Raw genomic sequence first — 25,174 nt, forward strand, 5'->3', positions numbered from 1 at the left:
GCTGCAGCGCTGGAAGAGCTAGAGCGTGATTTCTAATGCCATCACTTACAGTAATCTTTGCCCAAACCCAGCTGCACCACTTGTCGTAATTACTAGTCGCTGGCTCGCTCGGGTAGCTGCGACATAAAAAACTCGCGCAGCTTCTTCTTCATCTTCGCCCGGGCTAGGCATGTACCCCACGCCGGGTAGCGCAACCACAGGAAACTCCAAGCCTTTGCTGACCTTCATGGTCATGATCTGAATAGCGTTGGCGCCCGGGTTGTAGTCGCCTGAACGTTTGCGCACATTGAAAGGCAGCTTGCGCTGCTGCAGCGCTTCGGCGCAAATATCCATGGTGTGCCAGTCCGCGCACAGAATGGCCATTTCGCCCCACGCGTGGCCCTCCTTATGGGCGTTACTTAACAGGTCTGCAATGGCGAATGCTTCTTCTCGCAGGCTGGGCAGTTTGATGATGATTGGCGCTTGTCCTTCGCGCCCGCAGCTGATCGGCTTAAGTAGAGGAATTCCGTCGTCGTCCTTGTCTTCTTCTGTTAGCAGGTCCGCCGCAATCAGGTTGGCGGCCTGCAGTATCTGCTTGGTGTTGCGATAGTTGATTTTCAGGATGGTTGTGCGACCCTGTGCTTGCACTCCCACGCTTTTGAAGCTGAACTGTTTGCTGCGACTGCGTTCATAAATGCTTTGTGCACTGTCATAGAGCAGTAGCAGGCTGTTGGTAGTCGGGTCCACCATCTGTGCGACGAGCTTGAGCCATTCAGGCGCAAAGTCGTGGCCTTCGTCAATCAACACGGCCTGGTACTGTCCGCTGGGGATATGTTTGCGCTCTACGGATGCAATGACGCGCTGCACCAGCTCTTCTACAAACTGCTGGCTGCTCGTCTGCCCCGGCAGGGTTTGCCCAAAAGCCACTAACTGGTCGCGGCACCACTTGTGGAAGTGCCGCACATGCACCTTGCCGCCCAAGCCTTTGGCGTCCATCACGCTGTGCAGCTTCACGCCCAGTGGCTCGTTAAAACACAAGATGAGGATGGGTTTGCTGCTGGCGGTGCTGGCCTGCGCCAGGTACTCGGCACGGTAGCCCAAGATCATGGTTTTGCCTGAGCCGGCCACGCCGTGAATCACGCGGTGGCCGTCGCCCAGGCTGCGGGCCAACTGCTCCTGCTGGATGTCCATCACACGCATGATGCTGGGCATCTCGGCGCGTTCATCGCTGTCATCGAACAGGTCGCCGCTCGTTTGAACGCGCACTTCAGGAAACATGATCCAGCGCACGCGGTCTAACTGAGGTAGCGACATGACACCGCGCATCATGTGCGGGAACATGTCCCACAGGCGGCTCTGGAAGTCTTCCGCGCTCAATGACTCCAGCATTTCGTCCTGGCAGATCACACGGTGCGGCTCAATCGCGTGGTGGAGCTCTGCGGTTTCAAACTGCTTGCGCGTGATGTTGCTGAACACCACGCCGTAGCTCCATGGAAAGGCCAGCTTGCCCTGATACTTTCCGTCGGGCTCGATCAGTTGTTTGTCGCGCTGCAAGGCATCGACGACTTGGTGGACGTATTGCCGCGCTTGCTCAAGGGGATTGGGCACACTTTTAGGAATGCCTTCCGGAATAATCTCCCAGGTTGTCTTGTCGGCCCGCTGGATGGTGCCGAGCCGCCAGTCCTTGATCTCCAGCACCAGCAGCCCGCGCCGGGGATGCATCACTACGAAGTCAGGGTGGGAATATTTGGGCCCAACTGGCACGTCGTACCAAAGCAGGTAGTCGTCATCCAGCTTTTGTTCCAGTCGTTCGGCCAGCCGCCTTTCGCCGCTGGTCATGCGGGAAACGCAAGTGCCGATTGAGGGGATAAGAGTCGCCATTCAGTAGTCACCGAACCATTAACAATTTGTGACGATCATCATGGACCCGAAGTCGCATCGCAGCTAGGGTGCTTCTGCGGTCAAGTCGCTAGAACGTACGAATTTCGTATGTGAATATTCACCAAAATGCCGCGTAGTGAGACTTCTCTGCTTTCCCCCTCCTCCCTTGTCCTACGCCGTAGCCCACAAGCCAGGCTTACGTTGATCTTTTAAGGAGAGACAAGATGAGCAAACAACAGCAAGACTTCAAAACCTTGATGAAAGACCGGCAGCACGTCGCAGCCGCGTATGTCAGTGGTGACGCGGCGCCGCTGGGGCGTGTTGTGGCGCAAGAATCGCCGGCCACTTTTATGAGCCCGGGCGGCGGGGTGGTGCGGGGCACGCAGGAAGTGTGGTCGCGCTACCAGCAGGATGCCGGCCGGTTTGAGGCGGGCAGCACGACCCAGCTGGAGATTCTTGACATGGCGGCGGGCGATACCGTTGCCTTCTGGACGGGTATTCAAAAAGCGCAGGCCCGCATGAAGGGCGAGCCTGAGCCCGTGGCGAACAAGCTGCGGGTGACGGAAGTGTTCAGGCGCGAAGGTGATGCCTGGAAGCTGGTGCATCGGCATGCGGACCCGCTGGTTGAAGTTGGCAAGCGCCCAGGCTAGCGCTGGGGTTTCTTTTTCTTCCTTTGAAACTTGAATGATCCTGGCCCGTGGTCAGGATGGCCGTTGCTGTCTGCAGCAAATGGCGCGGCATGCAACACTTGCGCTTTGCCGTTGAACTGTGACTGCGATGAAGCGGCCATGAGACCAACGCGCATCAACAGCCGTCAACCAAACAGACAAGCAAAGGAAATCGCCGCATGCCCACGCCCGAAACCGTTGAGCGCTTTGTTGCCCGCGTTGAACAGAACGCGCACACCGAAGCAATTGAAGGGTTCTACACGCCTGATGCGACGATGCAAGAGAACCAGCAGCCGCCGCGCCGCGGGCGCGACAAGCTGGTGGAGGGTGAAGCGAAAGTGATGGCGCGGGTGAAGTCGATCACCTCGACCTGCGTGCGGCCGGTGTTCATCAGCGGTGACAAGGTGGTCATCCGCTGGGTGTTCAATTTTGTGTGGGCTGACGGCAGCGCCATGCGCATGGAAGAGCTGGCTTACCAGCGCTGGGAAGGCGAGCGCATTGCCGAAGAAACGTTCTTCTACGACCCGGCCCAGCGCACGCCGGTGCCGGCCAAGTAAGCAGGCCGGCCCGGCCGTGCGGGGCGCGATCAGGCTGCCTTGATTTCGATGCGCCGGGGCTGTGCGTGCTGCGCTTTGGGTATGCGCAGCTTCAGCACGCCGTTAGCCAGCTCGGCGCTGACTTTTTCGGTGTCGAGCTCCTTGCTGAGCGTGAACACGCGGTGAAAGCGGCCCAGCCCCACTTCGGTGTGGGTTGACTGCAAACCTTCGGGCGCAGACAGGGCCGACTCGGCGTCAATCGTCAGCGTGTCGGCCTCTACCTGCAGGTGCAGCTTGTCGCGCGGCACGCCGGGCAGGTCGGCATACAGGGTGATGCCGGTGCTGTCTTCAATCACATCGACAGGTGGCGTCAGTGCGCCATTGGCGTAGCGCGATGTGTCTTTCTGCGCCACTTCGCCCGTCTGGCTGGTTTGCATGCTGCGGCCGGAGGTGCTTCCATTGCCGTTGTTCCGTGCGGCGCCGCTGTTGCCGCCGGTTTGTTGGGTGTTTGCGTAGTTCATGATTTGCCTCCTTTCACTGGATGGTGATGCGGCGCGGCTGGGCCGATGCGCGCCGCTGGATGGTGATATGCACCAGACCGTCCTTGAAGCTGGCGTTCACGGCCTCGGGGTCGGCGTCGTCGGGCAGCGTGAGCACGCGGCGGAAGCTGCCGGCAAAGCGCTCATTGATGTGCAGCGTCGATTGCGCGCCCGCTTCGGGCAGCCCGGTTTTGCGCTCGCCGGCAATGGTGAGCAGGCCACGCTCCAGGCTGACGTCGAGCGACTTCGGGTCAATGCCCGGGGCAAAGGCATACACCTCTATGGTTTGCGGTGTGCCGCCAATGTTCAGGGCGGGGTAGCTGCTGCGGCCAAAGCCGCGAATGCTGGGAGACAGATCGAAGGCCTGCTGCATGTCGCGCTGCAGGCGATCGAGTTCGGCGAGCATGTCGCGCGGAAATAACGATCGGTACATGGCGAAAACCTCCATACGGGTTGAACATCAGTGCGCCGGAAAATCCCCAAAAAGCGGTTCCCGGCGCCCGGGAAGAGGATGTAGGAATCGCCAAAAAAATTTCAAGAGAGAAAATTTCACAAGCCAACAGCAGGCGCAACGGGCCTGCAAAAAGACGGCAAAGGCGGCGCTGCGGTCAGGTTTAAAACTTTTTTCGCAAAGCACCCCCGCGTGAGCCGCACAGCACAACGCCCCGGTGCACGTGAATGCACCGGGGCGTCTGGCTGGCGTTTTTACGGCCTGCTCAGCGCTTGGCAATCAGGCGGTAGCCCAGCAGCAGCACGATGGAGCCAAGCACGGCGGCGATGAAGCCGGCCGTTTCGCCTTGCTGGTACCAGCCCATGGCGGCGCCCAGGTAGGTGGCAAGGAAAGAGCCCGCAATACCGATGAGCACGGTGATGATGAAGCCGCCAGGGTCGCGGCCGGGCATCAGGAACTTGGCGACAAAGCCGATGATGAAGCCGATGATGATGGTCCAGATAATTGACATAGCGTCTTCCTAAAAAAATGGGGAAACCCAGGGCGCGGGCAAGAGCCCGCGATGACTGGCTTACTTGGCGGCTTACTTGGTCGGTACTACGGCCTTGGCCATTTCCAGGTGGGCTTCCACCTTGGGCAGCATCTTGCCGGCCAGCGCCTTCAGGTCGGCGTCTTTGGCGTCCTTCTGGATCTTGGTCAGCAGCTTGATGGTGGCTTCGTGGTCGCCCACGCCAGAACGTTTGGCGTATTCCGTGTCAAACAGGTTGCCTGACAGGGCCTTGAGTGCGGTGGCTTTGGTTTTGGCCATCACGCCGGGGCCGTCGGGCACGGTCGCGCCTTTGGCGCGGGCCAGTGCCTGCACTTCGGCCAGCGCGCTGTTGTGGTCTTCAATCATTTGCTGCGCAAACTTTTTGATCTCGGCGTTCTGCGATTTTTCCAGCGCCATCTTGCCGCTTTCGATCTCGGCGATGTTGGCCTGGGCCAGGTCGTCCAGCATGCCCTTGTCGGCGCGGGCCAGCTTGCCGGCGTCGGCCGCTGTTGACGTGCCTGCGGTGGTGCTGGTCTGGGCTGTGGCGGGCAGGGCAGCCAGTGCCAGGGCAGAGGCGGCCACGGCGGCCAGTGCCACGCTGCTGAGTTTGAATCTGGATTGGTGCAATCGGTTCAACATGAGGGCCTCCTTTGAAGGGGTGGTTGTTGATTGGTTGATTGGGTATGAGGAACAGACGCCGCGAAGATAGGAATTAGCAAGCCAGCAAGCCAGCAAGCCGCGGCAGATAGCGTTGTACTTTCGCTGCTGTAGCGGCCATGCGTTGCAGGAGGCCGGGCAGGCTCTGTGTAGGAATTTGCTTGCGCGTGGTGTCCGGTTGCCGCGCACGGGCGCCGGCCTTTTGTTCAACAAATGCCGCGTGGTGCGATACGATGGCCGCCTGGACAATTTGTCTGAAATTTGAATCGCCTGACTCGCCGGAGGCCGCGCACCATGAAAAAGACCAGCAACAAACATTTGCTCGCCGAGCTGAAAAACATTGCCGAAGGCCTTGGCAAAACGTTTGCGCCGTTTTGCGAAGTGGTGGTGCATGACCTGACGCACCCGAAGAACGCGATCCTGGCGATTGAAAACAACCTGAGCGGCCGCCGCCTGGGCCAGCCCGCCACCGAGCTGGGCCTGGCGCGCATCCAGGACCCGGACTACCCCGCGGTGATTGCCAACTACGCCAACCAGTTTGCCGACGGCCGCAAGGTCAAGAGCACGTCGGTGGGCATTCGCAATGAAGAAGGCGAATACGTGGCGGCGATCTGCCTGAACGTGGACCTGACGCTGTTCAACGGCTTCCAGGCGGCGATGTCGCAGTTCACCGCGATTGAAAGCAGCGCCGTCACCGAAACGCTGGACGCCGCCAATGCCGACCGCATACAACAGTGCATTGACGAATTTGCCGCGGCCCGCGCCACGACCTCACGCTCGCTCAAGCCCGCAGACCGCAAGCAGCTGGTGCAAGACCTCAAGAAAGCGGGCTACCTGGAGATTCGCCGCGGCGCCGAGATAGCCGCCGCGCACATGGGCGTGTCGCGCGCTACGGTGTACAGCGACGCGAAGTAAGTAAAAAGTAAAGCAGGGAAGGTGGGCAGGGTGTCTGGGAAATCAGACATTGTGTCCGGCTGAAAGGGGCTCGTACCCTTGGTTTTTGGGGAAGAAACCAGGTGCTGCTATATAGTCATCAACGACTATATGGCCGCGAGATGCGCCTGCGCCTGGAAAACAGCCGCAAGTGAGCCGAAAAAATTGTTACCGAGGAGTGAGGGAACCATGACAGACAACACCACGCCACCCGAGGGCGGATCCGGCTTTTTTGGAAAACTCCGGGACGTCTTGTTTGAGCCTGAACCCACGCCCGGCGCGCCTGCCTCTGCGGACAAATCGGCCATCACGGCGCCAGCTCCCTTGCCATCGGCCGCTGCCAATGTGGCGGCTGCCAAAGCCAAAAACCCGATGGTGGACCGCATGATGGAAGTCGTGATGGAAAAAACCACGGCCTATACGGCGCTGGTAGAGGCCGTCACGCCGCTGGAGGCTTTCATTCCTGACGAGGCGTCGCGCTACAAGGCCGCATTCGGTATTGTGGGCAAGACGCGGACGGTGGACCAGATCGTCCAGTCCATCGACATGCAGCATCTTCCCGCGCTTGAAGCGGAGTCCCAGCGCTTTCATGGCCAGGCGAAAAACCAGCAGGACCTGCAGATCAATGCACGAATCCGGGAGATAGATTCCCTGCGTGCTTCGGTCGCCAAGGTGGACGAAGAGCGCGCACGCCTGCAGGAAAGGCTGGGGCAGATCCAGCAGGAAGTGGAGACCGCCCACAAAAAAATCGCCGGGTTCGAAAGAGAAATCGCGGCCAAGCGCGCGGAGATCGTTGAAGTCAACATCCGGTTTGAAAGCGCGCTGGCCGTGGTCAAGGCCCAGCTGGTGGAAGCCAGGGCAAAAGTCGTGCGCTACCTCGGCGCCTGAAGCGCTGAACATTCCCGATCCGTATACGCAGAATCAAAGGACAGAACTGTGAACCTCATTCCACAGAATTTCAAACCCAAATCGTTCTGGGAGCGCCCGGAAGGCGTGACCGGCCAGATCGTTGGCGTCAGCCTGATCGCCGGCGCCGGTTTCCTGCTTTACAAGGCTCTGCCCTACATCATCACGCTGCTGCAAAACACCATCTATGCCGCATTGCTGGGCGTTGTGGTGGTGGTGCTCGGCTTCATCATTACCGACAAGCGTTTCTGGCGCCTCGGCAAGTACATGTACATGAGCCTGATGCGCAAGATCACGCAAGTGTTCGTGGAGATCGATCCCATCGGCATCATGAAAAATTATGTGGAAGAGCTGCAGGACAAGCTCGCCAACATGAACACCCGCATCGCCAAGCTTTCCGGGATGATTCGCCAGTGCAAGGAAGAGATCGCCAACAACAACAAGTCGCGCGACGGATCCCTGCGGCTGATGAGCGAGGCGAAAAAGCAGAACAAGACGATGGACGCGGCGCTGGCTTCGCGTGAAGTGGGCCGCATGAACGACGCCAACCTGACCTACCAGGACCTGCTGGCCAAACTGGAACTGCTGTACCGCGTGCTCGCCAAGTACCAGGAGGTGTCGAACTTCCTCATCAAGGACATGCAAAGCGAGATCAAGGTCAAGGAGCGCAAGAAGGAAATGATGGACAACGCCCATTCGGCCATCAAGTCTGCGCAAGCCATCATCAACGGCGACCCCGACACACGCGCCATGTTCGACATGGCCAACGAATACCTGGCGGCCGACTATGCGATGAAGATCGGCGAGATCGAGGATTTCGCCCGCATGTCCGATAGTTTCATGCGCTCCGTCGACCTGCAAAATGGTGTGTACGAAGGCGATGCGATGCAGATGCTGGCCGAGTGGGAAAAGAATGCCGAGTCGCTGGTGCTGGGCGATTCCAAGCGCCTCCTGATCGAGAACAACCCGTCGCCCGGCCTGCCGGTGAACATCGTCAGCAGCCCGCAGGGCGTACCCGTGGAAGCGCGCGCCGACGGGGTGGACTGGTTCCAGAAAAACGCAGCAGACAAAAAATAAGCTTCAACAAGACTTCCGAAACCAGAAAACGCAAAGCGGACTAAAGCCATGGCCCTCAAACCTATTCCCCGATTGATCCTGATTGTTGCCGTCGTCGGCGGCGCCGTGTATGGCGGCATGAAGTACCTCGATTCGCGCGCTCCTGCCAGCATGAGCGGCAACCCCGGCGCAGGGGCCAATCCGGCCCCGCCCGCCGACGCGCCCGCGCCCAAGGCGGCGGCTGTCGCTCCGGCCGCGGGCGGCGGGGCAACCTTCCAGAGCATCGTGGACAAGGGCACTGTGCGCGTCAGCGTGCAGTCGCCGGCCAAGCCCTTTTATTACGTTGAAAACGGCAAGCCGCAGGGGTTTAACTACGAATTCCTGAAGGTGCTTTTCGCCCAAAGCGAGTTCACGCCCAAGGGCGGGCAAATCAACATCGACACCGACCATATCGTGGACACCTACCCCGATGTGCCGGCTGCGCTGCTCAAGAACGACAACCGGGGCAATTCAACGGTGGACATTGCCATCGACGGCCTCACCTTTACCGACGAAGACCTGCCGGGCGTGGTGTATTCCATTCCGTATGTCGAGGACTTCGGCTACGCCCTCATTACACCGAAGGTGTCCTCTATCCGAAGCGTTGAAGACCTCAACGGCCTGACCGTCGGCATCCTCAAGGGTGACCCGGACGTCAAGGCGTATGTGTCGCGCCAGTTCCCGAAGGCGCGTCTGATCGAGCTGAGCGACGAATCTGTCAATGGCGAGCGCAACTGGATCAACAACTTCATCAAAAAGGGCCGGGTAGATGCGGTGATTTACGACTACCCCTTCGGAGTGGCCGAAATCCGCGGGACAGACCTGCAGTTCGCGGTGTCCAAGCTCCCGGGTTCCAACATCAAGTACAAGATAGGTGTGCGCAAGGCAGACAGCCAGCTGCTTGAAAACATCAACATCGCCATTCGCAAGGCCAAAGTGCTGCCCGAGTACGGCGAACTGGTGAAGAAATACTTCACGAGCACCAATCTGGCCAAGGTCAAGAACGCCGACAAGACCGAAACGGTCTATGTGGTGAAAGCGGGCGACACACTCTCGAAAATCGCCGCCGCCACGTTGGGAAGCAACATGCGCTTTGGCGAAATTGAGTCGCGCAACAACCTGCCCAACCCGAACCTGATTCACGTCGGCCAGAAGCTGGTGATTCCCAAGGGCTGAAGCACACGTTGAATCCCAATGCTGCAACCGGTATGGCTTGTGGCTGAATCGCGGCGCATGGCGCCGCTTTTTTTTGGCCGCACGCTTTTCGCTGCGTCTATCCGCTGTGGCAGCGGGGGCGACCAGGCCTTTGAGGCGGTCCGGGGCCAACGCGAGGTTGAGGCAAAACCCTTACAAGAAAAACCTTACAAATCCGACAATCCAAAACGCCCATACAGACGGCATTGCGCTGATGATGTTGTACGAATAACCCGAGGAGGACGACATGAAATTCACCCTGATCAAAACAACCATGGCCCTGGCGGCAATGGCCGCACTGGGCGGCTGCGCAAGCGGTGTGGGCGTGCAGCCCAATATCAAACCGGTCTGGCTGGGCGGCATCACCACCGGCGTGTATGACGGCGGCAACGACGACTTGCTGACTGCCGGCCTGGGCAAGAGCGGCCTGGCCGCACCGGCGCCGCTGCCCGTCGACCCCCTGAACCCGAGCGCGGCCGAACTGCGCCGCATTGCGATTTACAACAACTACCGCGCCATCCTCGACATTTCCCCCGGCGGCGGCTACGGCACGCTGTACGGCCCCAATGTGGATGCCAAGGGCAACATCACGGCCAGTGAAGGCAAGATCGCCGGCACGGAATACATCGCCTATTCAGACGACGGCAGCGGCCGGCAGAACGTCACGATGATGGTGCAGGTGCCGGCCAGCTTCAACCCGGCAAGCCCATGCATCGTCACCGGCACCTCGAGCGGTTCGCGTGGTATCTACGGCGCCATTGGGTCGTCGGGTGAATGGGGCCTGAAAAACGGCTGCGCCGTGGCCTATACCGACAAGGGCACCGGTAGCGGCATGCACGACTTGCAGAACAACACGGTGCACCTGCAAAACGGCCTGCGCGCCGATGCAGTGGCGGCCGGCATGGCCTCCAACTTCACCGCCAACCTGACGCAGGCTGAACGCACAGCCTTCAACGCGGCCACGCCCAACCGCTTTGCCGTCAAGCATGCGCATTCGCAGCAGAACTCTGAAAAAGACTGGGGCCGCTACACGCTGCAGGCGGTGGAGTTTGCCTACTTCGTATTGAACGAGCGCTATGGCAAGCCTTCGCCGAACGGCGGCGGCCGCCTGAAGACGCTGAACCCGTCGAACACCATCGTGATCGCGTCCAGCGTGTCCAACGGCGCCGGTGCGGCACTTGCCGCGGCCGAGCAGGACACGCAGGGACTCATCAGCGGCGTGGCCGTGGGCGAGCCGCAGGTGCAGCTGGTGCCCGATGCGCGGCTGAGCGTGCGGCGCGGCAGCAGCACGCTGGCCGGCACCGGCAAGCCGCTGTATGACTACACCACGCTGGCCAACCTGCTGCAGCCTTGTGCTGCGCTGGCTTCGCCAGGCACCAACGTCTTCAACACCATCAACCCGGTCATCGCCGCGAGCCGCTGCAGTGCGCTCAAGGCCAACGGCATGGTCGCCGGCAACACCACCGCCGAGCAGGCGGGCAGCGCCATGGCCACGCTGGTGCAGGCAGGCTGGCAGCCCGAGGGCAACGACCTGCAGGCGTCGCACTATTCGTTTGCCACCCTGCCGGTGGCTCTGACGTATGCCAATGCCTACGGGCGTGCAGGCGTGCAGGACAACCTCTGCGGCTACAGCTTTGCCGCCACGGCCCCTGCCGCTTCGCCCACACCCAACCTGCCGGTGCCTGCACCGGCGGGCCCGCTGGCCACGTCATTCGGCACCGGCAATGGCATACCGCCCACGGTGGGCGTGAACATCGTCAACAACGCCAGCCTGGGTGGCCCGATGCTGGACGCGGCTTCCATCTCTGCCGGCAACGTGCAGGACTACAACAGCGCCGGTGCCCTGTGCCTGCGCAACCTGGCCACGGGAAACACCCCCGACGCACTGCGCGTGCGCGAGGGCATCCAGCAAGTGCTGCGCACGGCCAACCTGCAGGGCAAGCCTGCGCTGATCGTGCATGGCCGCTCTGACACGCTGGTGCCGGTGGCGTTTACCTCGCGCCCCTACTTTGGCCTGAACAAGATGGTGGAGGGTTCGCGCAGCAAGCTCTCGTACATCGAAGTCACCAACGCCCAGCACTTTGATGCCTTCCTGGGGTTCCCGGGTTACGGCCAGCGGCTGGTGCCGCTGCACCGCTATTTCATCCAGGCCATGGACATGATGTATGCCCACCTCAAAACCGGCGCACCGCTGCCGGGCAGCCAGGTAGTGCGCACCATGCCGCGCGGCCTGAACGGCACCACGCCCAACCCGATCACGCCCGCCAATGTGCCGCCCATCAAGCTGCAGGCGGACGCGCCGGACCGGATCATGTTCTCCGGCAATGTGGTGACGGTGGCTGATTGAGTGATGAAGGCGTACAGGCAAACAGGCGCCGACATGCGTTTGGGTGCTTGGCCTACGCTGCGTTCCCGGCAGCCCGGTATCTTGGTAACTGGCTGACGTGACACGACGAACGTTGGCCCGGGATACCCCTCGCGATGGCCTCGCAAGGGTCTCGCCAGGGTTTCCTGGACCTTCCCGTCGAATTCATCAGGAGTCATCATGAACAAGGATCAAGTCAAAGGCGCAGCCAAAGACGCAGTTGGCAAGGCACAGGAAGCTGCCGGCAAGCTCGTGGGAAGCAAGGACCAGCAAGCCAAGGGCTTGGTCAAACAGGTGGAAGGCTCTGTGCAGAAAAATTATGGTGATGCCAAGGAAGTCGTCAAGGACGTGACCAAGGGCAACAACCGCTTCTGAGGCTTTTGAGCCAGCATGCCCGGCTTGCCGGGCAGCATGAACAGCGGCGCATTAGCGCCGCTTTTTTATGGGTGTTTGTTTTTCAGCTTTGGTGTGGCGGGGCGGGCTGACCCGGCCAGTCACCTAGCCGGGATGCCCGTCCGCACGCGCACGCGTCAGGGCCGGCCAGTAGCTCACGGCATACAGCGCGAAGCCGGCGGACCACAGTGCGGCCGAAACCAGCACGGCGTGCAGCGTCTCGGCCGGCGCGATGATCGGCACGAACACGCGCACCAGCGCTGAAGCGAGGACAAGCACATAGCAGGTGACTTCGGTGCGGCCCGCCTGGAGCGGCCGGCCGGTATGGCCGAGCGCGGTGCGCGTCATCATGCCGATGATGAGCCCGCCGATGGCGCCCACCGTCAACGCGTGGGTTGCCGCCGAAGGTGTGACCCAACTGGCCGCAGCCAGGACACGCAGCGCCAGGTGCACCGGAATCCAGAAGTAAGCGGCATGCAGCACCCAGACCAGCGGTGTGTGCGTGGTCTTCCACGGTTGCCACAGTACCCAGCGCGCAAGGTGTGCGGCCGCGCAAACACCGGCCAGTGCCGCCAGCTGCGCGCCCTGCAGCAGCAGCGCATCGGCCAGCAGCAGCGCCAGCACCGAGCCCAGCGCTGCTTTCTCGAGCCAGGGACGGCGGGTGGCGTTGGCGCCCGGCACACCGTTGTTGGTGAACATGGGGATCACGCGGCCACCCATCACAGCCATGATGAAGAGCATGACGTCAAGCGCGGCCTGAATGCCGACCCAGCCGGGCAGCTGCATGAGCCCGAGCTGTGCAAGGTGCACCGCCAGCACGGCCACCGCCATCAGCAGCAGCAAGCCGATGAAAAAGTAGTTGCGGCGATTGCGCGCGGCGATGAAGGGAATTGCCAGCGCGACGGCCGCGACCAGCGGAAACGCGACGTTGACCGCCGCCGCAGCCCATCCGAAGGGCGTGAGCACAAGCACCCGCCCGGCAACCCAGAGCGCCGCCAGCGCGGCCAGGGGCAGGCCGGTGGGCGTGGGGCGGTTGGACCAGTTGCGCCCGGCCGTGAACAGGAAGCCCACCACCACGGCCAGCGTGAAGCCGAACAGCATTTCGTGCGCATGCCACATCGGCCCCTGCAGGTAGGGCTGGCCCAGCCAGCCGGCGAACTGCAGCGCCCACAGGCCAATCGACAGCGCGGCGAACACGCTTGCCAGCAGGTAGAAAGGCCGAAAGCCGGTTTGCCAGAGCGCGATGCCTTGCGTTTGCGCCGATGGAACAGGAGCGCTTTTGGGTGGGTTTTTAAACTGGATGGGCTGTGTCATGCGGGAATATCCGTGGGTAGCGTGGTGGGCGGCGCGCTGTTGCTGACGCGCTTCGCGACAACAGGGACTGCGCTCATGAGGCGCGCCCGGCTGGCGAAGCCGATGCCGTCTGGCTGGTGAAGAAGCTGGCGAGCGACTGACGGTTGCGAACGAGGTCTGCCAGCGTGTAGCGATCGAGCACGCCGTAAAACGCGTCGACCGCCTCGCCAAGCACGCCGCGCAGGCGGCAGATGCGGGTGATGGCGCAATGGCCGCCCGCCGCTTCAAAGCATTCGGCGGGCACGTCCGTTCCTTCGGTTGCGCGCACTACCTCGCCCACAACGATCAGCTCCGGCGATTTCGCCAGTGCCAGCCCGCCGCCCTTGCCGCGCACGTTGGCCAGCCAGCCGTTCTTGCCGAGGAAGTGCACAACCTTGGTCAGGTGGTGTTCGGACACGTCAAACGCGTTTGCAATCCCGGCGATGGTGGCGCGCCGCTCTGGCTGCGCCGCCAGGTAGATCAACACACGCAGGCTGTAGTCGGTGAAAGCCGTGAGTTTCATGGTGGCTTGCCGGGTCAGGGCCCCGCCGTTGCGGGCGCCGCGGTCATGCCGGCCGGCTGTACGGCCGGGCGGCGCAGCAGGCGCGCGGCATACCAGGCCAGGAAGCACGCACCGATGGCGAACAGGATGTCGCCGGGTACGCGCATCCAGACCAGGGTTTCCATCACGCCCGAGTGGATGATCTCGGGCGAGCGGGCGTACCACAGGCCCTTGGTGACGCTGGCCCAGGCCTGGTAGATGCCGGCAGGCAGCAGCGACAGGAAGACCATCATCGCCAGGCCGATGTTCAGGCTCCAGAAGGCGGGCTTGAGCAGGTTGTCGGCATGCAGGTGGCGCGCATACAGGCCGCGCAGGCAAAACAGCATGAGGCCGATGCCCAGCATGCCGTAGACACCGAACAGCGCGGCATGGCCGTGGGCCGCCGTCATGTTCAGCCCCTGCACGTAGTACAGCGAAGCCGGCGGATTGATGGCAAAGCCCAGCAGGCCGGCGCCCACGGTGTTCCAGAAACCGACGGCCACAAAACACATCACGGGCCATTGGTAGGTGGCGAGCCATGGCATGGCCCTGGAGCGCCGGTAAGTCTGCAGGGCTTCCAGGCCGATCAGGGTCAGCGGCACCACTTCGAGCGCGGAGAACACCGCGCCGACGGCGATGACCGAGATCGGCGTGCCGGTGAAATACAGGTGGTGCAAGGTGCCCAGGATGCCGCCGAACAGGAAGATGATGGTCTCGGCGATGATGGCGCGGTTGGCGCTTTCCGCGCGCACCAGGCCCAGCTTGGTGAAGATCAGCGCGACGACGGCGGTGGCGAACACTTCAAAGAAGCCTTCCACCCACAGGTGGACCAACCACCAGCGCCAGTACTCGATCATCGAATAGTGGGTGTGCTGGCCCCAGGTGAGTGACGAGGCATAGAAGCCGCCTATGCACATGGCCGACAGGAACACCATGGCGATCATGCCGCGCGTTTCCGAAGGTTTGACCAGCGCCGGCCACAGCGCGCGGCCCAGCAGGAACACCCAGAACAGCAGGCCCACGAACAGCAGCAGCTGCCAGACACGGCCCATGCTGGTGAACTCCAGGCCCTGGTTGCCGATCCAGAAGCTGAAGTCGACGCCGCGATGCTGCAGCGTGCCCAGCCAGCCGGTGGCGGTAGAGCCGACCACGATGGCGATCAACGCCCAGAACAGCACGTCGACACCGAGCTTTTGCAGTTTGGGCTCGCGGCCCGACAGCAGCGGCGCGATGTAAAGGCCCGTGGCCAGCCAGGCGGTGGCGATCCAGAAGATGCCCACCTGCGTGTGCACCGTGCGGCTGACCACATAGGGCAGCACCTGCGCAAGCGGCAGACCGAAGAAGGACGACCCTTCAACCGCGTAATGCGCGGTGACCACGCCCATGCCGATCTGCAGCAGCATCAGGCCGATCACGGCAAAGAAGTACTTGCGCGTGGCCTTCATCGAAGGTGTGGCAACGGCGCCCAGCAAAGGGTCGGCCTTGGGTGGCTGCGCTTCGGGCCCGTGCCGCTGGCTTCCGTGCAGCCACAGCATGGCGGCGATGCAGGCCAGCAGCAGGACGATGCTGACCATCGACCAGATGGCGGCCGAGTTGGTCATGGTGTTGCCCACCAGCGGTTCATGCGGCCAGTTGCTGGTGTACGAAAGGTTTTCTTCTCCCGGGCGGTCGGTGACGGCGGCCCAGGACGTCCAGAAGAAGAATGCCGCGAGCGCCTGGCGGTCGGCCGCGTCGGGCAGCGCGCCTTCGCTCATGGCGTATTGCTCGCGCAAGGCATCCAGGCTGGCGTCGTGGCCGAACAGGCCTTCGTAGTGGCGCGCCACCTCGCGGATGGCTTGCGCCCGCGCGGGTGTGACGGTGACGGCGCCGCTGGCCGCGTCGTAGGTGTTGCGGCGCATTTCTTCCTTGAGCGCCGCTGCGATTGCGCCGCGGTCTGAGGCCGTGAGCGCGGCGGGCGCCTTGCGGAGTTCCTGCGTGCGCAGGGCCTGCAGGGCCAGCGCTTCCCGATGCAGCCAGTCGGCAGACCAATCCGGCGCCACATAAGCGCCGTGGCCCCAGACACTGCCTTGCTGCTGGCCGCCGCTGGCCAGCCAGGCGCGCTGCCCTCTTTGCACCTGCTCGCCCGTGAAAAGCACGTCGCCTGTGGTGCTGACGACAGCTGTGGGAATGGGTGGTGCGGTCAGGTAAATCTGCCAGCCGAGGTAGCCGAGCGCCCCGAAGGACAGGACGAATACGAAGCCGAGCCAGCGCCACAGCATGTTGTTGTTTTTCATCGGGTTTCCTTGGGAAGTCATGAATGGAAATCAGCCGCCGCCACAGGCGCCGCAGCACTGCCGGCCGCCCTGTGCAGGTGCAAGCCGGGTGATGGCAACGCGCCAGGTGTCGGGCCCTTGCTCCAGGTAGTTCCAGGAGAATCTGCCGGGCAGGTCCATCATGAACCGGGCATGCAGGGGCTTCGGGTTGTGGTCGTTGATCAACTCCATGGCCTGGCCGGTGCCGAGTTGGCCGAATGTCGAGAAGACCAGCGGATGGCGCTCGCTGGGCGCGAGCTCGCGGAGATCGACCCTGGTGTGGGAAGCGGTGTGTGTCATGGGGACTCTTTCAAAGGAATCGCGAATGGTCTTCATAAGATGCATTCGAGATACACCTATGGTTAGCCATCGGTCCCTGGGCGCTGTTGATCCAGATCAAACGGAGCCGCGGTAGGCAGCACTTTTCTGGTTTTGGCGCGGAAGCCGGCGTGGAGTGCGGGCGCGGCGATGCCGCGTGCCCAGGCGGCCGCTTATAAGCACCGCATGAAGGCGTTCACATCAGGGCTTGCCGGCAGCGAGAGTCGCGGCATGGCGCCGCTTTTCGCTTTTGTGTGTGGGCTTGTTTTAGCGGGCGCCTGAGCAGAACGCCTGCCGCTTGAACGTGGGGATTACTGGGGCAGCAGCGGGGCCGTGCCGCCCAGGCTGGCTGCATGGGCCTGGCAATAGAGCACCAGCTTTTCCACGTCTTCCGACTTGTTGAACACCTCGTCGGCGCCGAGCTCGCGGCAGTAGTGCAGGATGTTTTCCTGGTTGTGGCTGGTCAGCACCACGACCTTCTGGCGGGAGCTGCGGTGCTGGCAGTCTTTCAGCACGCCAAAGCCGGAGCCTTCGGCGAGAAAGAGGTCGACGATTGCAAGGTCCCAGTCATCGTGGTGGGAACCCAGCCACTGGCGGGCGCTGGACTCGGAATCGGCGTGGCCGACGAAACGCAGGGGTGCGATTTCTTCCATGGCCTCAACCAGTGTTTTGCGTATGTCCGGCTTGTCTTCGACAAGAAACGCGTTGATGACCATGGGTACCTCTGAAGTTAATCCATGAAGTTAGCGATCATCCTGCGCCGGGGCTGTGGTCGTGCATCACCGGGGGATGTAGGCTCAATCCCACTGTAGTTCAGCGGGCCCCCCAGAGCGGTAACGGTACGTAACGCTAACGGCTTAATCGCCGAACGGTCACGTTGCGCAGATTAATGGTGGTGGCCGTGCTCGCCGTGCACATGGCGGTGGGCAATTTCTTCCTCCGAAGCGGCGCGCACGTCGGTCACTTTCAGGGTGAAACGCAGGGCCTTGCCGGCCAGCGGGTGGTTGCCGTCCAGCAGGACGGTGTCGCCCTTGATCTTGGTGACGTTGAAGACATGCTCGCGGCCGTCGTCGCCCCGGCCTTCGAGCTGGCCGCCCACCTTGACCCCGGGCGGAAACTGCGTGCGGGGGATGGTGCGCACCAGGCTTTCGTCGCGCAGGCCGAAGGCGTCCGCCGGCTCCAGCGCCAGCACGGTCTGGAAGCCCTTTTCCTGGCCGTCCAGCGCTTCTTCGATCTTGGGCAGGGTGTTGCCGTAGCCGCCGTGCAGGTAAACCATGGGGGCGCTGCTTTGCTCGACCAGCTTGCCCTGGGCGTCTGCCACCTTGTAGCTAAGGGTAACGGCGGTGTTTTTTCCGATTTTCATGGTGTTTTTCCAGATCTCTGGTGCGTGAAAAACGCTGATTCTCGCCGACCCGGGCCAAAATTGTCCGGACGGCCGGAACGGGAGGCTGTTGTCGCGGGGCAGGACGGCTGATGTTGAAAGCTGCCGGGGAGGCCCCAGATGCGTTTTCCCCCCCGCCTTCCCGCCTTCCCGCCTGCTTTTGCCTGTTTTTTATCACGACGCCCTGCCATGAACCCCATCGACACCGAAACCATTGAACTGCTTCCGGCCACCGCTGTACCGCGGCAGCTGTTTGTGCTGCTGCACGACGCGGGCGGCACGGCCGCCGACATGCTGGAGCTGGGCAACCTGCTGGGCGGCGCGTTTCCCGAGGCGGCCGTGCTGATTCCGGAAGGCCTTTCGGGCCCGCATGCCGATGCGGCGGGCGCTACCGCCGCCGGCAAGGACGACGCCGCTGCGCTGGCCGCGCGCGTGGAGGTTCTGGCGGCTTTTGTGCGTGCGCAGCAACAGCGCTTTGAGATCCTGCAATCGGACACCGCGCTGGCCGGCTTTGGCGCCGGTGCGAGCCTGGCGCTAGCGCTGAGCGATGCGCACGACGGCCTGGCCGGCCGCCTGCTGGCCTTCGGCGGCGGCTACCAGATCTGGCCGGCGAAAGCACCCGCGCTGACCACCCTGCACCTGCTGCACGGGCAAAACGACGATGTGGTGCCGCTGGCACGCACGCGTGGCGACTTCGACCACCTGATGGAACTGGGCGCCGACGCCACCCTGGACGTGGCCGCCAGGCTGGGCCACGAACTGCACCCCGCGCTGATGGACCAGGCCGTGACGCGCCTGCAGACCTGTGTGCCGCTGCGGCACTGGAAAGCCGTCTGAATAAGCCCACCCCCGTCCAGGCTCACTGCGTGTAGCCTGTTCCCCCCTCAAGGGGGCGGCGCCTGCGGCCCGGCAAAGCCGGTTCCGCGGCCCCTGCTGGCTTGGGTGTGGCGGCTCAGGTATTTCTCAAGAAAATAGTGCCGAGAGCCAAGCGGGACGGGCGCAAGCAGCTCCTAAATCAATAGCAACTGGGTGCGCACCGGATACGGAACCTTCGACAGGCTCGGGATGATCGGATATGAAGCGTGTAACCGCGGCGAGCTCTTAAGCCAGCATGAGCCGCGGAACCGGCTTTGCCGGGCCGCAGGCGGGCGGCCCCCGAGGGGCTGGAGCCCGCGGCTCCAAGCCTGCCTGCGCAGGCTTGGACGGGCGACAGAGGCGAAGCGTCTCGCGAGCCGCGGCCTGTAAGGCCTCGGGAGCTACACGAAGTGAGCGACCGTGGGGGTCTTATCTAGCAAGCCCGTAAGGGCTTGCCCGCCAACTGCGGCTTGAGCAACTCCAGTTTGGCCATGAGCGGCGCATCGACGGCCGGGAGTCTGAGCAGCTGGCCGCGTATTTCAGGCTGCTCCTGCACCACCTTGGCGGTGCGTACGCCGCGCGTGGCGACCTTGGCCAGTTCACGCTCGGCATCGGCCTGGGAGCTGAAGTGGCCCAGCGAGAGGCCTGGTCCCAGCGAGGAGTTGAGCAAGGGCTCAAACGACACGCCCATGCCGCGCAGCTCGCTGCGCTTTTTGGCCAGCGCGTCCTCGTTGGTGTATTTGCCCATGTAGACGATCCAGCGGCCCGGCTCCGAGCTGTTCTCGAGTGACCAGCTGCCGATGGGCAGGCCGGCCTCCAGTCCGAAGCGCAGGGCGATGGTCTGCTCGGGGGTGAAAAGGCCGGCTTGCAGGCATTCAGGGGCGGGCGGCGGCGCTGCAGCGGTGGTGCTGGTGCTTTCCAGCTGGCCGGCATCGGTGGCGCTCAAAAGGCGCATCGCCTTGGGCCGGATCTGCTGCGCCAGGCGCTGGGGTTCGGCCTGCACGACGGGCGCAAAACCGTAGTCGGCCAGCAGGCCTTGCGTCCAGGCGAAGTAGCCTGCGTTGGCCAGGACCAGCGCCAGCACCAGCAGCCTCAGCATGGGCGCGCATCCTTGGGAGGTTGCGCCGCCACAGGCCGTACGCTGACTTCGGAGCTGGTGATTTGTTTCATGCCAGCCGCAGTATGCACCAGCAGCGCGCCGTTTTCGCCCACGCCGTGGGCTGTGCCTTCCAGGCCGTTCTGGCCGTCGGACAGCTGCACGGCCCGGCCTGCCAGAACGTCGCGTGCCGCAAAACGCGCCTGGAAAGGCGCAAAGCCAAAGCGCTCAAATGCCTGCATCGCCTGCACCAGCGGCGGCACGATGCGCAGCAAGGTGGCGGGTGCGTCCAGCGCCGGCAGCAGCGTCTGCAAGCCGCCCGGCGGAATGCCGGGCATGGCGGGTGCGTTAGCCGCAACGGGGACTTCCACCGCGCGGATGTTGATGCCGATGCCGACCACCACGTAACGGATGCCTTCCCAGCTGGCGGTTTCCACCAGGATGCCGGCCAGCTTGCGGTCGCCTTCGGGGGTGGACAGCCAGAGGTCGTTGGGCCATTTCAGGCCGATGCGGGGTTTGGCGGCTTGGCCGGAGGCGCTGCCGGCGAGCGGCTCGAGACTTTCGGCCACGCTGATGCCGGCCACCAGGGAGAGGCCGGACCAGTCGACGGGCGCAAGCGGCAGGCCCAGCGAAAACGTGAGGCTGTCGCCGCGGCGGCTTTGCCACTGGCGGCCCAGCCGGCCGCGCCCGGCGGTTTGCTGTTCGGCCACCAGCAGCAGGGGCTCGGGCCGGGGGGCGATGCCGGGGCTGCCGCCGTTACCGGAGGGGCTGCCGCGAAAACGCCGCATCAGCTCGGTGTTGCTCGAATCAATCTCGGGCAGGACTTCCACCGTGAACCCCGGCAAGGACGGCGCCAGGGCCTCCCAGAGAGCTTCGGCGGGCCAGCGGATGGGGGATGTAAGGGGAGTGCTCATGAGAAGGTTGCAGCCGATTGCGCCGGCGGCATGGCCTGTGAAGCGGGTTGAGCGCCTGCTCAGTCCTTCTTTTTCTTTTTGGGTTTCTTGCCGGCCTTTTTATCGGCTGCCTTTTTGTCAGCCTTGGCTTCAGCCTTTTTGTCGGCTTTTTTGTCGGACTTCTTTTTGTCCTTGTTCTTGTTCTTTTTCTTGCCTTCGTCGTCCTTGGGCGCCAGCAGGGTGCCTCGGCAGTTTTTGGCGCCGCACCAGCAGGGGTATTCGGCCAGCAGCTTCTTGGTGTAAGGCGCGTCGATGATCAGGCCGTAGTCATAGAACAGCTCTTCGCCGGCCTTGATGTTGCGCAGCGCCTTGATGAAGACGCGGCCGCCTTCTTCGTCGGCTTCGCAGTTGGGCTTGCAGCTGTGGTTGATCCAGCGTGAGGAATTGCCGCCGTGCTTGGCGTCGATCACATGCTCTTCGTCGATGTGGAAGTAGAACGTGTGGTTGGGGTCCTTCGGGTCGTGCGGGTGACGGCGCAGCGCCTCTTTCCAGTTGATGATTTCGCCGACGTATTCGATCAGCGTTTCACCTTCGGCCAGGTCCTGCACGGCGAACACACCCTTGCCGTGGACGCCGGAACGCCGCGTCTGGATGCGGCGTCCGTCGGCAGCCGGAGCCGCGGGTTTGGAAGGAGATGCGGGGACCGCGGAAGCCTGGGTTTTTGACACGACGTATTTTTTTGGTATGGTTAATTCATGCATGTGCGCGTGCGTGCGCATGCGTGCGCACCCGCGCGCGTACATGCGCGAGAGCCGCTATTGTAGTGATGCGCCCAAGGAGTCCCCGTGTTCAACCGCAGAAACCTGATGCAGACCGCCGCGGCCCTTGCCTTGCCGACCGCGGCGGGGCTGGGCCTGCCGGCGTGGGCCAAAGGCGGGGAAAGCCCCTTGCCGAAGGCCGGCAGCACCCTGCCTTTGCCGGCCGTCACGCTGCTGGACGGCAGCGCCTGGAAGCCTGCCGAGGTGGGTGGAAAGACGCTTGTGGTGTACTGGTGGGCCAGCTGGTGCCCTTTTTGTGCGGTGCAGTCGCCCCATATAGAAGCTTTGTGGCGGGCCCAGAAGGCCAGCGGGCTGGAGGTGCTGGCCCTGTCGATTGACAAGCAGCCGGTGGCCGCAGCTGCCTATATGAAGACCAAGGGCTACAGCTTTCCCGCCGGGATGCTGACCCCCGAGGTTGCCAAATTCCTGCCCAAGCCGGTGGGCCTGCCCGTGGTGGTGGTGCTCAAGGTGGCGGCGAACGGACGTGAAGGCAAAGTCGTATTTGCCGAAAGCGGGGAAATGTTCCCCGAAGATGTAGAAGGTTTGAAGAAGTACTTATGAAAACTCTGGTGATTGCAGAAAAACCCTCGGTCGCACAAGACATTGTGCGGGCGATCACGCCTACGGCCGGCAAGTTCGAAAAGCACGACGAGTACTTTGAAAGCGACGAGTGGCTGGTCACCTCGGCCGTGGGCCACCTGGTCGAGATCCAGGCGCCGGAAGAGTTTGACGTCAAGCGCGGCAAGTGGAGCTTTGCCAACCTGCCCGTCATTCCGCCCTACTTTGACCTCAAGCCCATGGACAAGACGAAGACGCGGCTCAACGCGATCGTCAAGCTGACCAAACGCAAGGATGTGAACGCCCTCGTCAATGCCTGTGACGCGGGCCGCGAAGGCGAGCTGATCTTCCGGCTGATCCAGCAATACGCCAACAGCAAGCACCCGGTGAAGCGGCTGTGGCTGCAGTCCATGACACCGGCAGCCATCCGCGACGGCTTTGAGAGCCTGCGCACTGAAAAGCAGATGCAGGGCCTGGCCGATGCGGCGCGCTCACGTTCGGAAGCCGACTGGATGGTCGGCATCAACGGCACGCGCGCCATGACGGCCTTCAACTCGCGTGACGGAGGTTTCTTTTTGACCACCGTGGGCCGCGTGCAGACGCCGACGCTGTCGGTGGTGGTGGAGCGCGAGGAAAAAATCCGCAAGTTCGTGAGCCGCGACTACTGGGAAATCCACGCGACTTTTCTGGCCGAGGCCGGCGAATACCCCGCCAAGTGGTTTGACCCGAAGTGGAAAAAAGCCGCGGCCAATGCCGACAACACGGAGCCCGACGCCGAACTGAAAGCTGACCGGGTCTGGTCCGAGCGCGAAGCCATGGCGATTGCAGAAGCCGTGCGCGGCAAGTCCGCCACGGTGACGGAAGAAAGCAAGCCCACCACGCAGGCCGCCGGCCTGCTGTTTGATTTGACCTCCTTGCAGCGCGAGGCCAACGGCAAGTTCGGCTTTTCAGCCAAGACGACGCTGTCGATTGCGCAAAGCCTTTATGAACGCCACAAGGCCCTGACCTATCCGCGTACCGACTCGCGCGCGCTGCCGGAAGACTATTTGCCGGTGGTCAAAAAGACCTTTGAAATGCTGGAAAGCAGCGGCATGAAGCACTTGGCGCCGCATGCGGCCACGGCCATCAAGGGCAATTACATCAAGCCCAGCAAGCGCATTTTCGACAATGCCAAGGTGAGCGACCACTTCGCCATTATCCCAACACTGCAGGCGCCCAGTGGCCTGAGCGAAGCCGAGCAAAAGCTGTATGACCTGGTGGTGCGCCGCTTCATGGCGGTGTTTTTCCCGAGCGCCGAATACCTGGTCACCACGCGTATTTCCCAGTCGGTCGGCCACAGCTTCAAGACCGAGGGCAAGGTACTGGTCAAGCCGGGCTGGCTGGCGATTTACGGCAAGGAAGCCGCCGATGAAGTGGCCGACGCCAAGGACGGCGACAAGGGCCAGAGCCTGGTGCCGGTCAAGCCGGGTGAAATGGTGCGCGCCGAAGTGGTCGAAGCCAAGGGCCTGAAGACCCGCCCGCCCGCCCGCTATTCAGAAGCCACCCTGCTGGGCGCGATGGAAGGCGCCGGCAAGACGATTGACGACGACGAGTTGCGCGAAGCCATGCAGGAAAAAGGCCTGGGCACGCCGGCGACGCGCGCCGCCACGATTGAAGGGCTGATTGCCGAAAAATACATGCTGCGCGAAGGCCGCGAGCTGATCCCCACGGCCAAGGCCTTCCAGCTCATGACGCTGCTGCGCGGACTGGACGTGCAGGAGCTTTCAAAGGCCGAGCTCACCGGCGAGTGGGAGTTCAAGCTGGCGCAGATGGAGCACGGCAAGTTGAGCCGCGAAACCTTCATGGCCGAGATCGCCACCATGACCGAGCGCATGGTGGCCAAGGCCAAGGGCTACGACAAGGACACGATTCCCGGCGACTACGCCACGCTCTCGGCGCCCTGCCCCAACTGCGGCGGTGTCATGAAGGAAAACTACCGGCGCTACACCTGCACCGGCAAGAACGGCGACGACGGCTGTGGTTTCAGCTTCGGCAAAACGCCGGCGGGCCGCACCTTTGAAGTGGCAGAGGTTGAACAGTTCCTGCGCGACAAGAAGATCGGCCCGCTGGACGGCTTCCGTTCCAAGGCCGGATGGCCTTTCACCGCCGAGATGGTGATCAAGTTCGACGAGGAAACCAAGAACTACAAGCTGGAGTTTGATTTCGGCGACGACAAGAATGCCGAGACCGGCGAGATCGTCGACTTTGGCGACCAGCAGTCGCTGGGCCCCTGCCCGCGCTGCGCCGCGCGGGTGTTCGAACTCGGTAAAAACTACGTTTGCGAAAAGTCGGTGCCCACGCTGGCCCAGCCCACGCCCAGCTGCACCTTCAAGACCGGCCAGGTGATCCTGCAGCAGCCGATTGAGCGCGAGCAGATGCACAAGCTGCTGGAAACCGGCAAGACCGATCTGCTCGACAAGTTCGTTTCGATGCGCACGCGCCGCCCCTTCAAGGCCATGCTGGCCTGGGACAAGGAGGCCGACAAGGTGAACTTCGAGTTTGCCCCGTCCAAGTTTCCGCCGCGCAAACCGGCGGCCGCCAAGACCGGGACGGTGAAGACGCCTTTCGGAAAAACCGTCGCCGCGAAAACGGCAAAAGCACCGGCGGCCAAAAAAGTCGCCGCCAAGAAAACGCCCGCCGCCAAAACCGCCAAGCCCAAGACGCCCCGCGTCGCCAAGCCGGGTGCAGGCCTCAAGCCCAGCGACGCACTGGCTGCGGTGATTGGCGCCGAACCGGTGGCACGCACCCAGGTCATCAAAAAGCTCTGGGACTACATCAAGGCCGAAGGCCTGCAGGACGCGGCCAACAAGCGCGCCATCAACGCCGACGCGAAGCTGCTGCCCGTGTTCGGCAAGCCGCAGGTGACGATGTTTGAGCTGGCCGGGATTGTCGGCAAGCACCTGAGCGCGGAATAAGCAGGCAGGTG

Annotated in this window: 25 protein-coding genes; 11 read left to right on the forward strand and 14 right to left on the reverse strand. The window is 62.8% G+C overall.

Features of this window, described 5'->3' with window-relative positions:
- Positions 1-45: 45 nt before the first annotated feature.
- Positions 46-1,860 carry a DEAD/DEAH box helicase gene (locus AC1D13_RS14395; protein WP_477689776.1) on the reverse strand — a complete coding sequence of 605 codons (1,815 nt, stop codon included), beginning with the start codon at positions 1,858-1,860 and terminating at the stop codon, positions 46-48.
- Between the two features lie 224 nt (positions 1,861-2,084).
- Between AC1D13_RS14395 and AC1D13_RS14400 the strand changes: the two genes are divergently transcribed.
- Together AC1D13_RS14400 and AC1D13_RS14405 are read left to right on the forward strand one after the other, a co-directional pair.
- Positions 2,085-2,510 (forward strand): YybH family protein, encoded by a 426-nt coding sequence (locus AC1D13_RS14400; protein WP_477689777.1) that lies wholly within the window; start codon positions 2,085-2,087, stop codon positions 2,508-2,510.
- 197 nt (positions 2,511-2,707) lie between these two features.
- Positions 2,708-3,085: a nuclear transport factor 2 family protein gene (locus tag AC1D13_RS14405; protein WP_477689778.1), complete on the forward strand. Its 378-nt coding sequence runs from the start codon at positions 2,708-2,710 to the stop codon at positions 3,083-3,085.
- A gap of 29 nt (positions 3,086-3,114) precedes the next feature.
- On the opposite strand, the gene AC1D13_RS14410 is transcribed toward AC1D13_RS14405, so the two are convergent.
- The 4 genes from AC1D13_RS14410 to AC1D13_RS14425 form a co-directional block, all read right to left on the reverse strand.
- Positions 3,115-3,501, reverse strand: coding sequence for an Hsp20/alpha crystallin family protein (locus AC1D13_RS14410; RefSeq protein WP_457282091.1), 387 nt, complete (start codon positions 3,499-3,501; stop codon positions 3,115-3,117).
- A 97-nt stretch (positions 3,502-3,598) separates the two neighbouring features.
- Positions 3,599-4,036: an Hsp20/alpha crystallin family protein gene (locus AC1D13_RS14415; protein WP_477689779.1), complete on the reverse strand. Its 438-nt coding sequence runs from the start codon at positions 4,034-4,036 to the stop codon at positions 3,599-3,601.
- Positions 4,037-4,319: 283 nt separating this feature from the next.
- Positions 4,320-4,565 carry a GlsB/YeaQ/YmgE family stress response membrane protein gene (locus tag AC1D13_RS14420; protein ID WP_457282025.1) on the reverse strand — a complete coding sequence of 82 codons (246 nt, stop codon included), beginning with the start codon at positions 4,563-4,565 and terminating at the stop codon, positions 4,320-4,322.
- 72 nt (positions 4,566-4,637) lie between these two features.
- Positions 4,638-5,222 carry a DUF4142 domain-containing protein gene (locus AC1D13_RS14425; protein WP_477689780.1) on the reverse strand — a complete coding sequence of 195 codons (585 nt, stop codon included), beginning with the start codon at positions 5,220-5,222 and terminating at the stop codon, positions 4,638-4,640.
- 312 nt (positions 5,223-5,534) lie between these two features.
- Here AC1D13_RS14425 and AC1D13_RS14430 point away from each other — a divergent pair, with 312 nt between their 5' ends.
- The 6 genes from AC1D13_RS14430 (at position 5,535) to AC1D13_RS14455 (ending at position 12,108) form a co-directional block, all read left to right on the forward strand.
- Positions 5,535-6,155 carry a helix-turn-helix transcriptional regulator gene (locus AC1D13_RS14430; protein WP_477689781.1) on the forward strand — a complete coding sequence of 207 codons (621 nt, stop codon included), beginning with the start codon at positions 5,535-5,537 and terminating at the stop codon, positions 6,153-6,155.
- A gap of 207 nt (positions 6,156-6,362) precedes the next feature.
- Positions 6,363-7,061 carry a zinc ribbon domain-containing protein gene (locus tag AC1D13_RS14435; RefSeq protein WP_477673381.1) on the forward strand — a complete coding sequence of 233 codons (699 nt, stop codon included), beginning with the start codon at positions 6,363-6,365 and terminating at the stop codon, positions 7,059-7,061.
- Positions 7,062-7,109: 48 nt separating this feature from the next.
- Positions 7,110-8,156, forward strand: a complete 1,047-nt coding sequence (locus AC1D13_RS14440; protein WP_457282029.1) for a hypothetical protein — start codon at positions 7,110-7,112, stop codon at positions 8,154-8,156.
- 48 nt (positions 8,157-8,204) lie between these two features.
- Positions 8,205-9,350, forward strand: coding sequence for a transporter substrate-binding and LysM peptidoglycan-binding domain-containing protein (locus AC1D13_RS14445; protein ID WP_477689782.1), 1,146 nt, complete (start codon positions 8,205-8,207; stop codon positions 9,348-9,350).
- A gap of 265 nt (positions 9,351-9,615) precedes the next feature.
- Positions 9,616-11,715 (forward strand): D-(-)-3-hydroxybutyrate oligomer hydrolase, encoded by a 2,100-nt coding sequence (locus AC1D13_RS14450; protein ID WP_477667707.1) that lies wholly within the window; start codon positions 9,616-9,618, stop codon positions 11,713-11,715.
- Between the two features lie 198 nt (positions 11,716-11,913).
- Entirely contained in the window at positions 11,914-12,108 is a 195-nt protein-coding gene (locus AC1D13_RS14455) for a CsbD family protein (protein WP_457282032.1), read from the forward strand.
- A gap of 123 nt (positions 12,109-12,231) precedes the next feature.
- Here AC1D13_RS14455 and AC1D13_RS14460 read toward each other — a convergent pair whose 3' ends face one another.
- The 6 genes from AC1D13_RS14460 to AC1D13_RS14485 form a co-directional block, all read right to left on the reverse strand.
- Positions 12,232-13,440, reverse strand: a complete 1,209-nt coding sequence (locus AC1D13_RS14460; RefSeq protein WP_477667708.1) for an NnrS family protein — start codon at positions 13,438-13,440, stop codon at positions 12,232-12,234.
- 73 nt (positions 13,441-13,513) lie between these two features.
- Positions 13,514-13,981 (reverse strand): RrF2 family transcriptional regulator, encoded by a 468-nt coding sequence (locus AC1D13_RS14465; RefSeq protein ID WP_457282034.1) that lies wholly within the window; start codon positions 13,979-13,981, stop codon positions 13,514-13,516.
- A gap of 14 nt (positions 13,982-13,995) precedes the next feature.
- On the reverse strand, positions 13,996-16,272 hold the full coding sequence (locus AC1D13_RS14470; RefSeq protein WP_477667709.1) for a nitric-oxide reductase large subunit: 2,277 nt from the start codon (positions 16,270-16,272) through the stop codon (positions 13,996-13,998).
- A 30-nt stretch (positions 16,273-16,302) separates the two neighbouring features.
- Positions 16,303-16,590 (reverse strand): DUF2249 domain-containing protein, encoded by a 288-nt coding sequence (locus AC1D13_RS14475; protein WP_477689783.1) that lies wholly within the window; start codon positions 16,588-16,590, stop codon positions 16,303-16,305.
- A gap of 329 nt (positions 16,591-16,919) precedes the next feature.
- Complete coding sequence (locus AC1D13_RS14480) at positions 16,920-17,324, reverse strand: response regulator (RefSeq protein ID WP_477667711.1); 405 nt, start codon at positions 17,322-17,324, stop codon at positions 16,920-16,922.
- A gap of 170 nt (positions 17,325-17,494) precedes the next feature.
- On the reverse strand, positions 17,495-17,971 hold the full coding sequence (locus tag AC1D13_RS14485; protein WP_457282038.1) for an FKBP-type peptidyl-prolyl cis-trans isomerase: 477 nt from the start codon (positions 17,969-17,971) through the stop codon (positions 17,495-17,497).
- 207 nt (positions 17,972-18,178) lie between these two features.
- Between AC1D13_RS14485 and ypfH the strand changes: the two genes are divergently transcribed.
- Complete coding sequence (gene ypfH / locus AC1D13_RS14490) at positions 18,179-18,826, forward strand: esterase (protein WP_457282039.1); 648 nt, start codon at positions 18,179-18,181, stop codon at positions 18,824-18,826.
- A 451-nt stretch (positions 18,827-19,277) separates the two neighbouring features.
- On the opposite strand, the gene AC1D13_RS14495 is transcribed toward ypfH, so the two are convergent.
- The 3 genes from AC1D13_RS14495 to AC1D13_RS14505 are packed head-to-tail and all read right to left on the reverse strand — an operon-like array spanning position 19,278 to position 21,594.
- Positions 19,278-19,943 (reverse strand): SPOR domain-containing protein, encoded by a 666-nt coding sequence (locus AC1D13_RS14495; protein ID WP_477689784.1) that lies wholly within the window; start codon positions 19,941-19,943, stop codon positions 19,278-19,280.
- Positions 19,937-20,854, reverse strand: a complete 918-nt coding sequence (locus AC1D13_RS14500) for a biotin--[acetyl-CoA-carboxylase] ligase (RefSeq protein WP_457282041.1) — start codon at positions 20,852-20,854, stop codon at positions 19,937-19,939. The genes AC1D13_RS14495 and AC1D13_RS14500 overlap by 7 nt, the downstream gene beginning before the upstream one ends.
- 59 nt (positions 20,855-20,913) lie before the next feature.
- On the reverse strand, positions 20,914-21,594 hold the full coding sequence (locus AC1D13_RS14505; protein WP_477689785.1) for an SET domain-containing protein: 681 nt from the start codon (positions 21,592-21,594) through the stop codon (positions 20,914-20,916).
- Positions 21,595-21,678: 84 nt separating this feature from the next.
- Between AC1D13_RS14505 and AC1D13_RS14510 the strand changes: the two genes are divergently transcribed.
- Complete coding sequence (locus AC1D13_RS14510) at positions 21,679-22,212, forward strand: TlpA family protein disulfide reductase (RefSeq protein ID WP_477689786.1); 534 nt, start codon at positions 21,679-21,681, stop codon at positions 22,210-22,212.
- A complete protein-coding gene (locus tag AC1D13_RS14515) occupies positions 22,209-25,163 on the forward strand; it encodes a DNA topoisomerase III (RefSeq protein ID WP_477689787.1) in 2,955 nt (984 codons plus the stop codon). Before AC1D13_RS14510 ends, AC1D13_RS14515 begins: the two co-directional genes overlap by 4 nt.
- Positions 25,164-25,174 lie beyond the last annotated feature (11 nt).

Source organism: Polaromonas sp. P1_E12 (assembly GCF_056405975.1).

Bases quoted from the DNA above. Each gene is read 5' to 3' on its own strand.
- AC1D13_RS14395 (WP_477689776.1), bottom strand. From the start codon at position 1,860: ATGGCGACTCTTATCCCCTCAATCGGCACTTGCGTTTCCCGCATGACC.
- AC1D13_RS14400 (WP_477689777.1), top strand. From the start codon at position 2,085: ATGAGCAAACAACAGCAAGACTTCAAAACCTTGATGAAAGACCGGCAG.
- AC1D13_RS14405 (WP_477689778.1), top strand. From the start codon at position 2,708: ATGCCCACGCCCGAAACCGTTGAGCGCTTTGTTGCCCGCGTTGAACAG.
- AC1D13_RS14410 (WP_457282091.1), bottom strand. From the start codon at position 3,501: ATGCAAACCAGCCAGACGGGCGAAGTGGCGCAGAAAGACACATCGCGC.
- AC1D13_RS14415 (WP_477689779.1), bottom strand. From the start codon at position 4,036: ATGTACCGATCGTTATTTCCGCGCGACATGCTCGCCGAACTCGATCGC.
- AC1D13_RS14420 (WP_457282025.1), bottom strand. From the start codon at position 4,565: ATGTCAATTATCTGGACCATCATCATCGGCTTCATCATCGGCTTTGTC.
- AC1D13_RS14425 (WP_477689780.1), bottom strand. From the start codon at position 5,222: ATGTTGAACCGATTGCACCAATCCAGATTCAAACTCAGCAGCGTGGCA.
- AC1D13_RS14430 (WP_477689781.1), top strand. From the start codon at position 5,535: ATGAAAAAGACCAGCAACAAACATTTGCTCGCCGAGCTGAAAAACATT.
- AC1D13_RS14435 (WP_477673381.1), top strand. From the start codon at position 6,363: ATGACAGACAACACCACGCCACCCGAGGGCGGATCCGGCTTTTTTGGA.
- AC1D13_RS14445 (WP_477689782.1), top strand. From the start codon at position 8,205: ATGGCCCTCAAACCTATTCCCCGATTGATCCTGATTGTTGCCGTCGTC.
- AC1D13_RS14450 (WP_477667707.1), top strand. From the start codon at position 9,616: ATGAAATTCACCCTGATCAAAACAACCATGGCCCTGGCGGCAATGGCC.
- AC1D13_RS14455 (WP_457282032.1), top strand. From the start codon at position 11,914: ATGAACAAGGATCAAGTCAAAGGCGCAGCCAAAGACGCAGTTGGCAAG.
- AC1D13_RS14460 (WP_477667708.1), bottom strand. From the start codon at position 13,440: ATGACACAGCCCATCCAGTTTAAAAACCCACCCAAAAGCGCTCCTGTT.
- AC1D13_RS14465 (WP_457282034.1), bottom strand. From the start codon at position 13,981: ATGAAACTCACGGCTTTCACCGACTACAGCCTGCGTGTGTTGATCTAC.
- AC1D13_RS14470 (WP_477667709.1), bottom strand. From the start codon at position 16,272: ATGAAAAACAACAACATGCTGTGGCGCTGGCTCGGCTTCGTATTCGTC.
- AC1D13_RS14475 (WP_477689783.1), bottom strand. From the start codon at position 16,590: ATGACACACACCGCTTCCCACACCAGGGTCGATCTCCGCGAGCTCGCG.
- AC1D13_RS14480 (WP_477667711.1), bottom strand. From the start codon at position 17,324: ATGGTCATCAACGCGTTTCTTGTCGAAGACAAGCCGGACATACGCAAA.
- AC1D13_RS14485 (WP_457282038.1), bottom strand. From the start codon at position 17,971: ATGAAAATCGGAAAAAACACCGCCGTTACCCTTAGCTACAAGGTGGCA.
- ypfH (WP_457282039.1), top strand. From the start codon at position 18,179: ATGAACCCCATCGACACCGAAACCATTGAACTGCTTCCGGCCACCGCT.
- AC1D13_RS14495 (WP_477689784.1), bottom strand. From the start codon at position 19,943: ATGCTGAGGCTGCTGGTGCTGGCGCTGGTCCTGGCCAACGCAGGCTAC.
- AC1D13_RS14500 (WP_457282041.1), bottom strand. From the start codon at position 20,854: ATGAGCACTCCCCTTACATCCCCCATCCGCTGGCCCGCCGAAGCTCTC.
- AC1D13_RS14505 (WP_477689785.1), bottom strand. From the start codon at position 21,594: ATGCATGAATTAACCATACCAAAAAAATACGTCGTGTCAAAAACCCAG.
- AC1D13_RS14515 (WP_477689787.1), top strand. From the start codon at position 22,209: ATGAAAACTCTGGTGATTGCAGAAAAACCCTCGGTCGCACAAGACATT.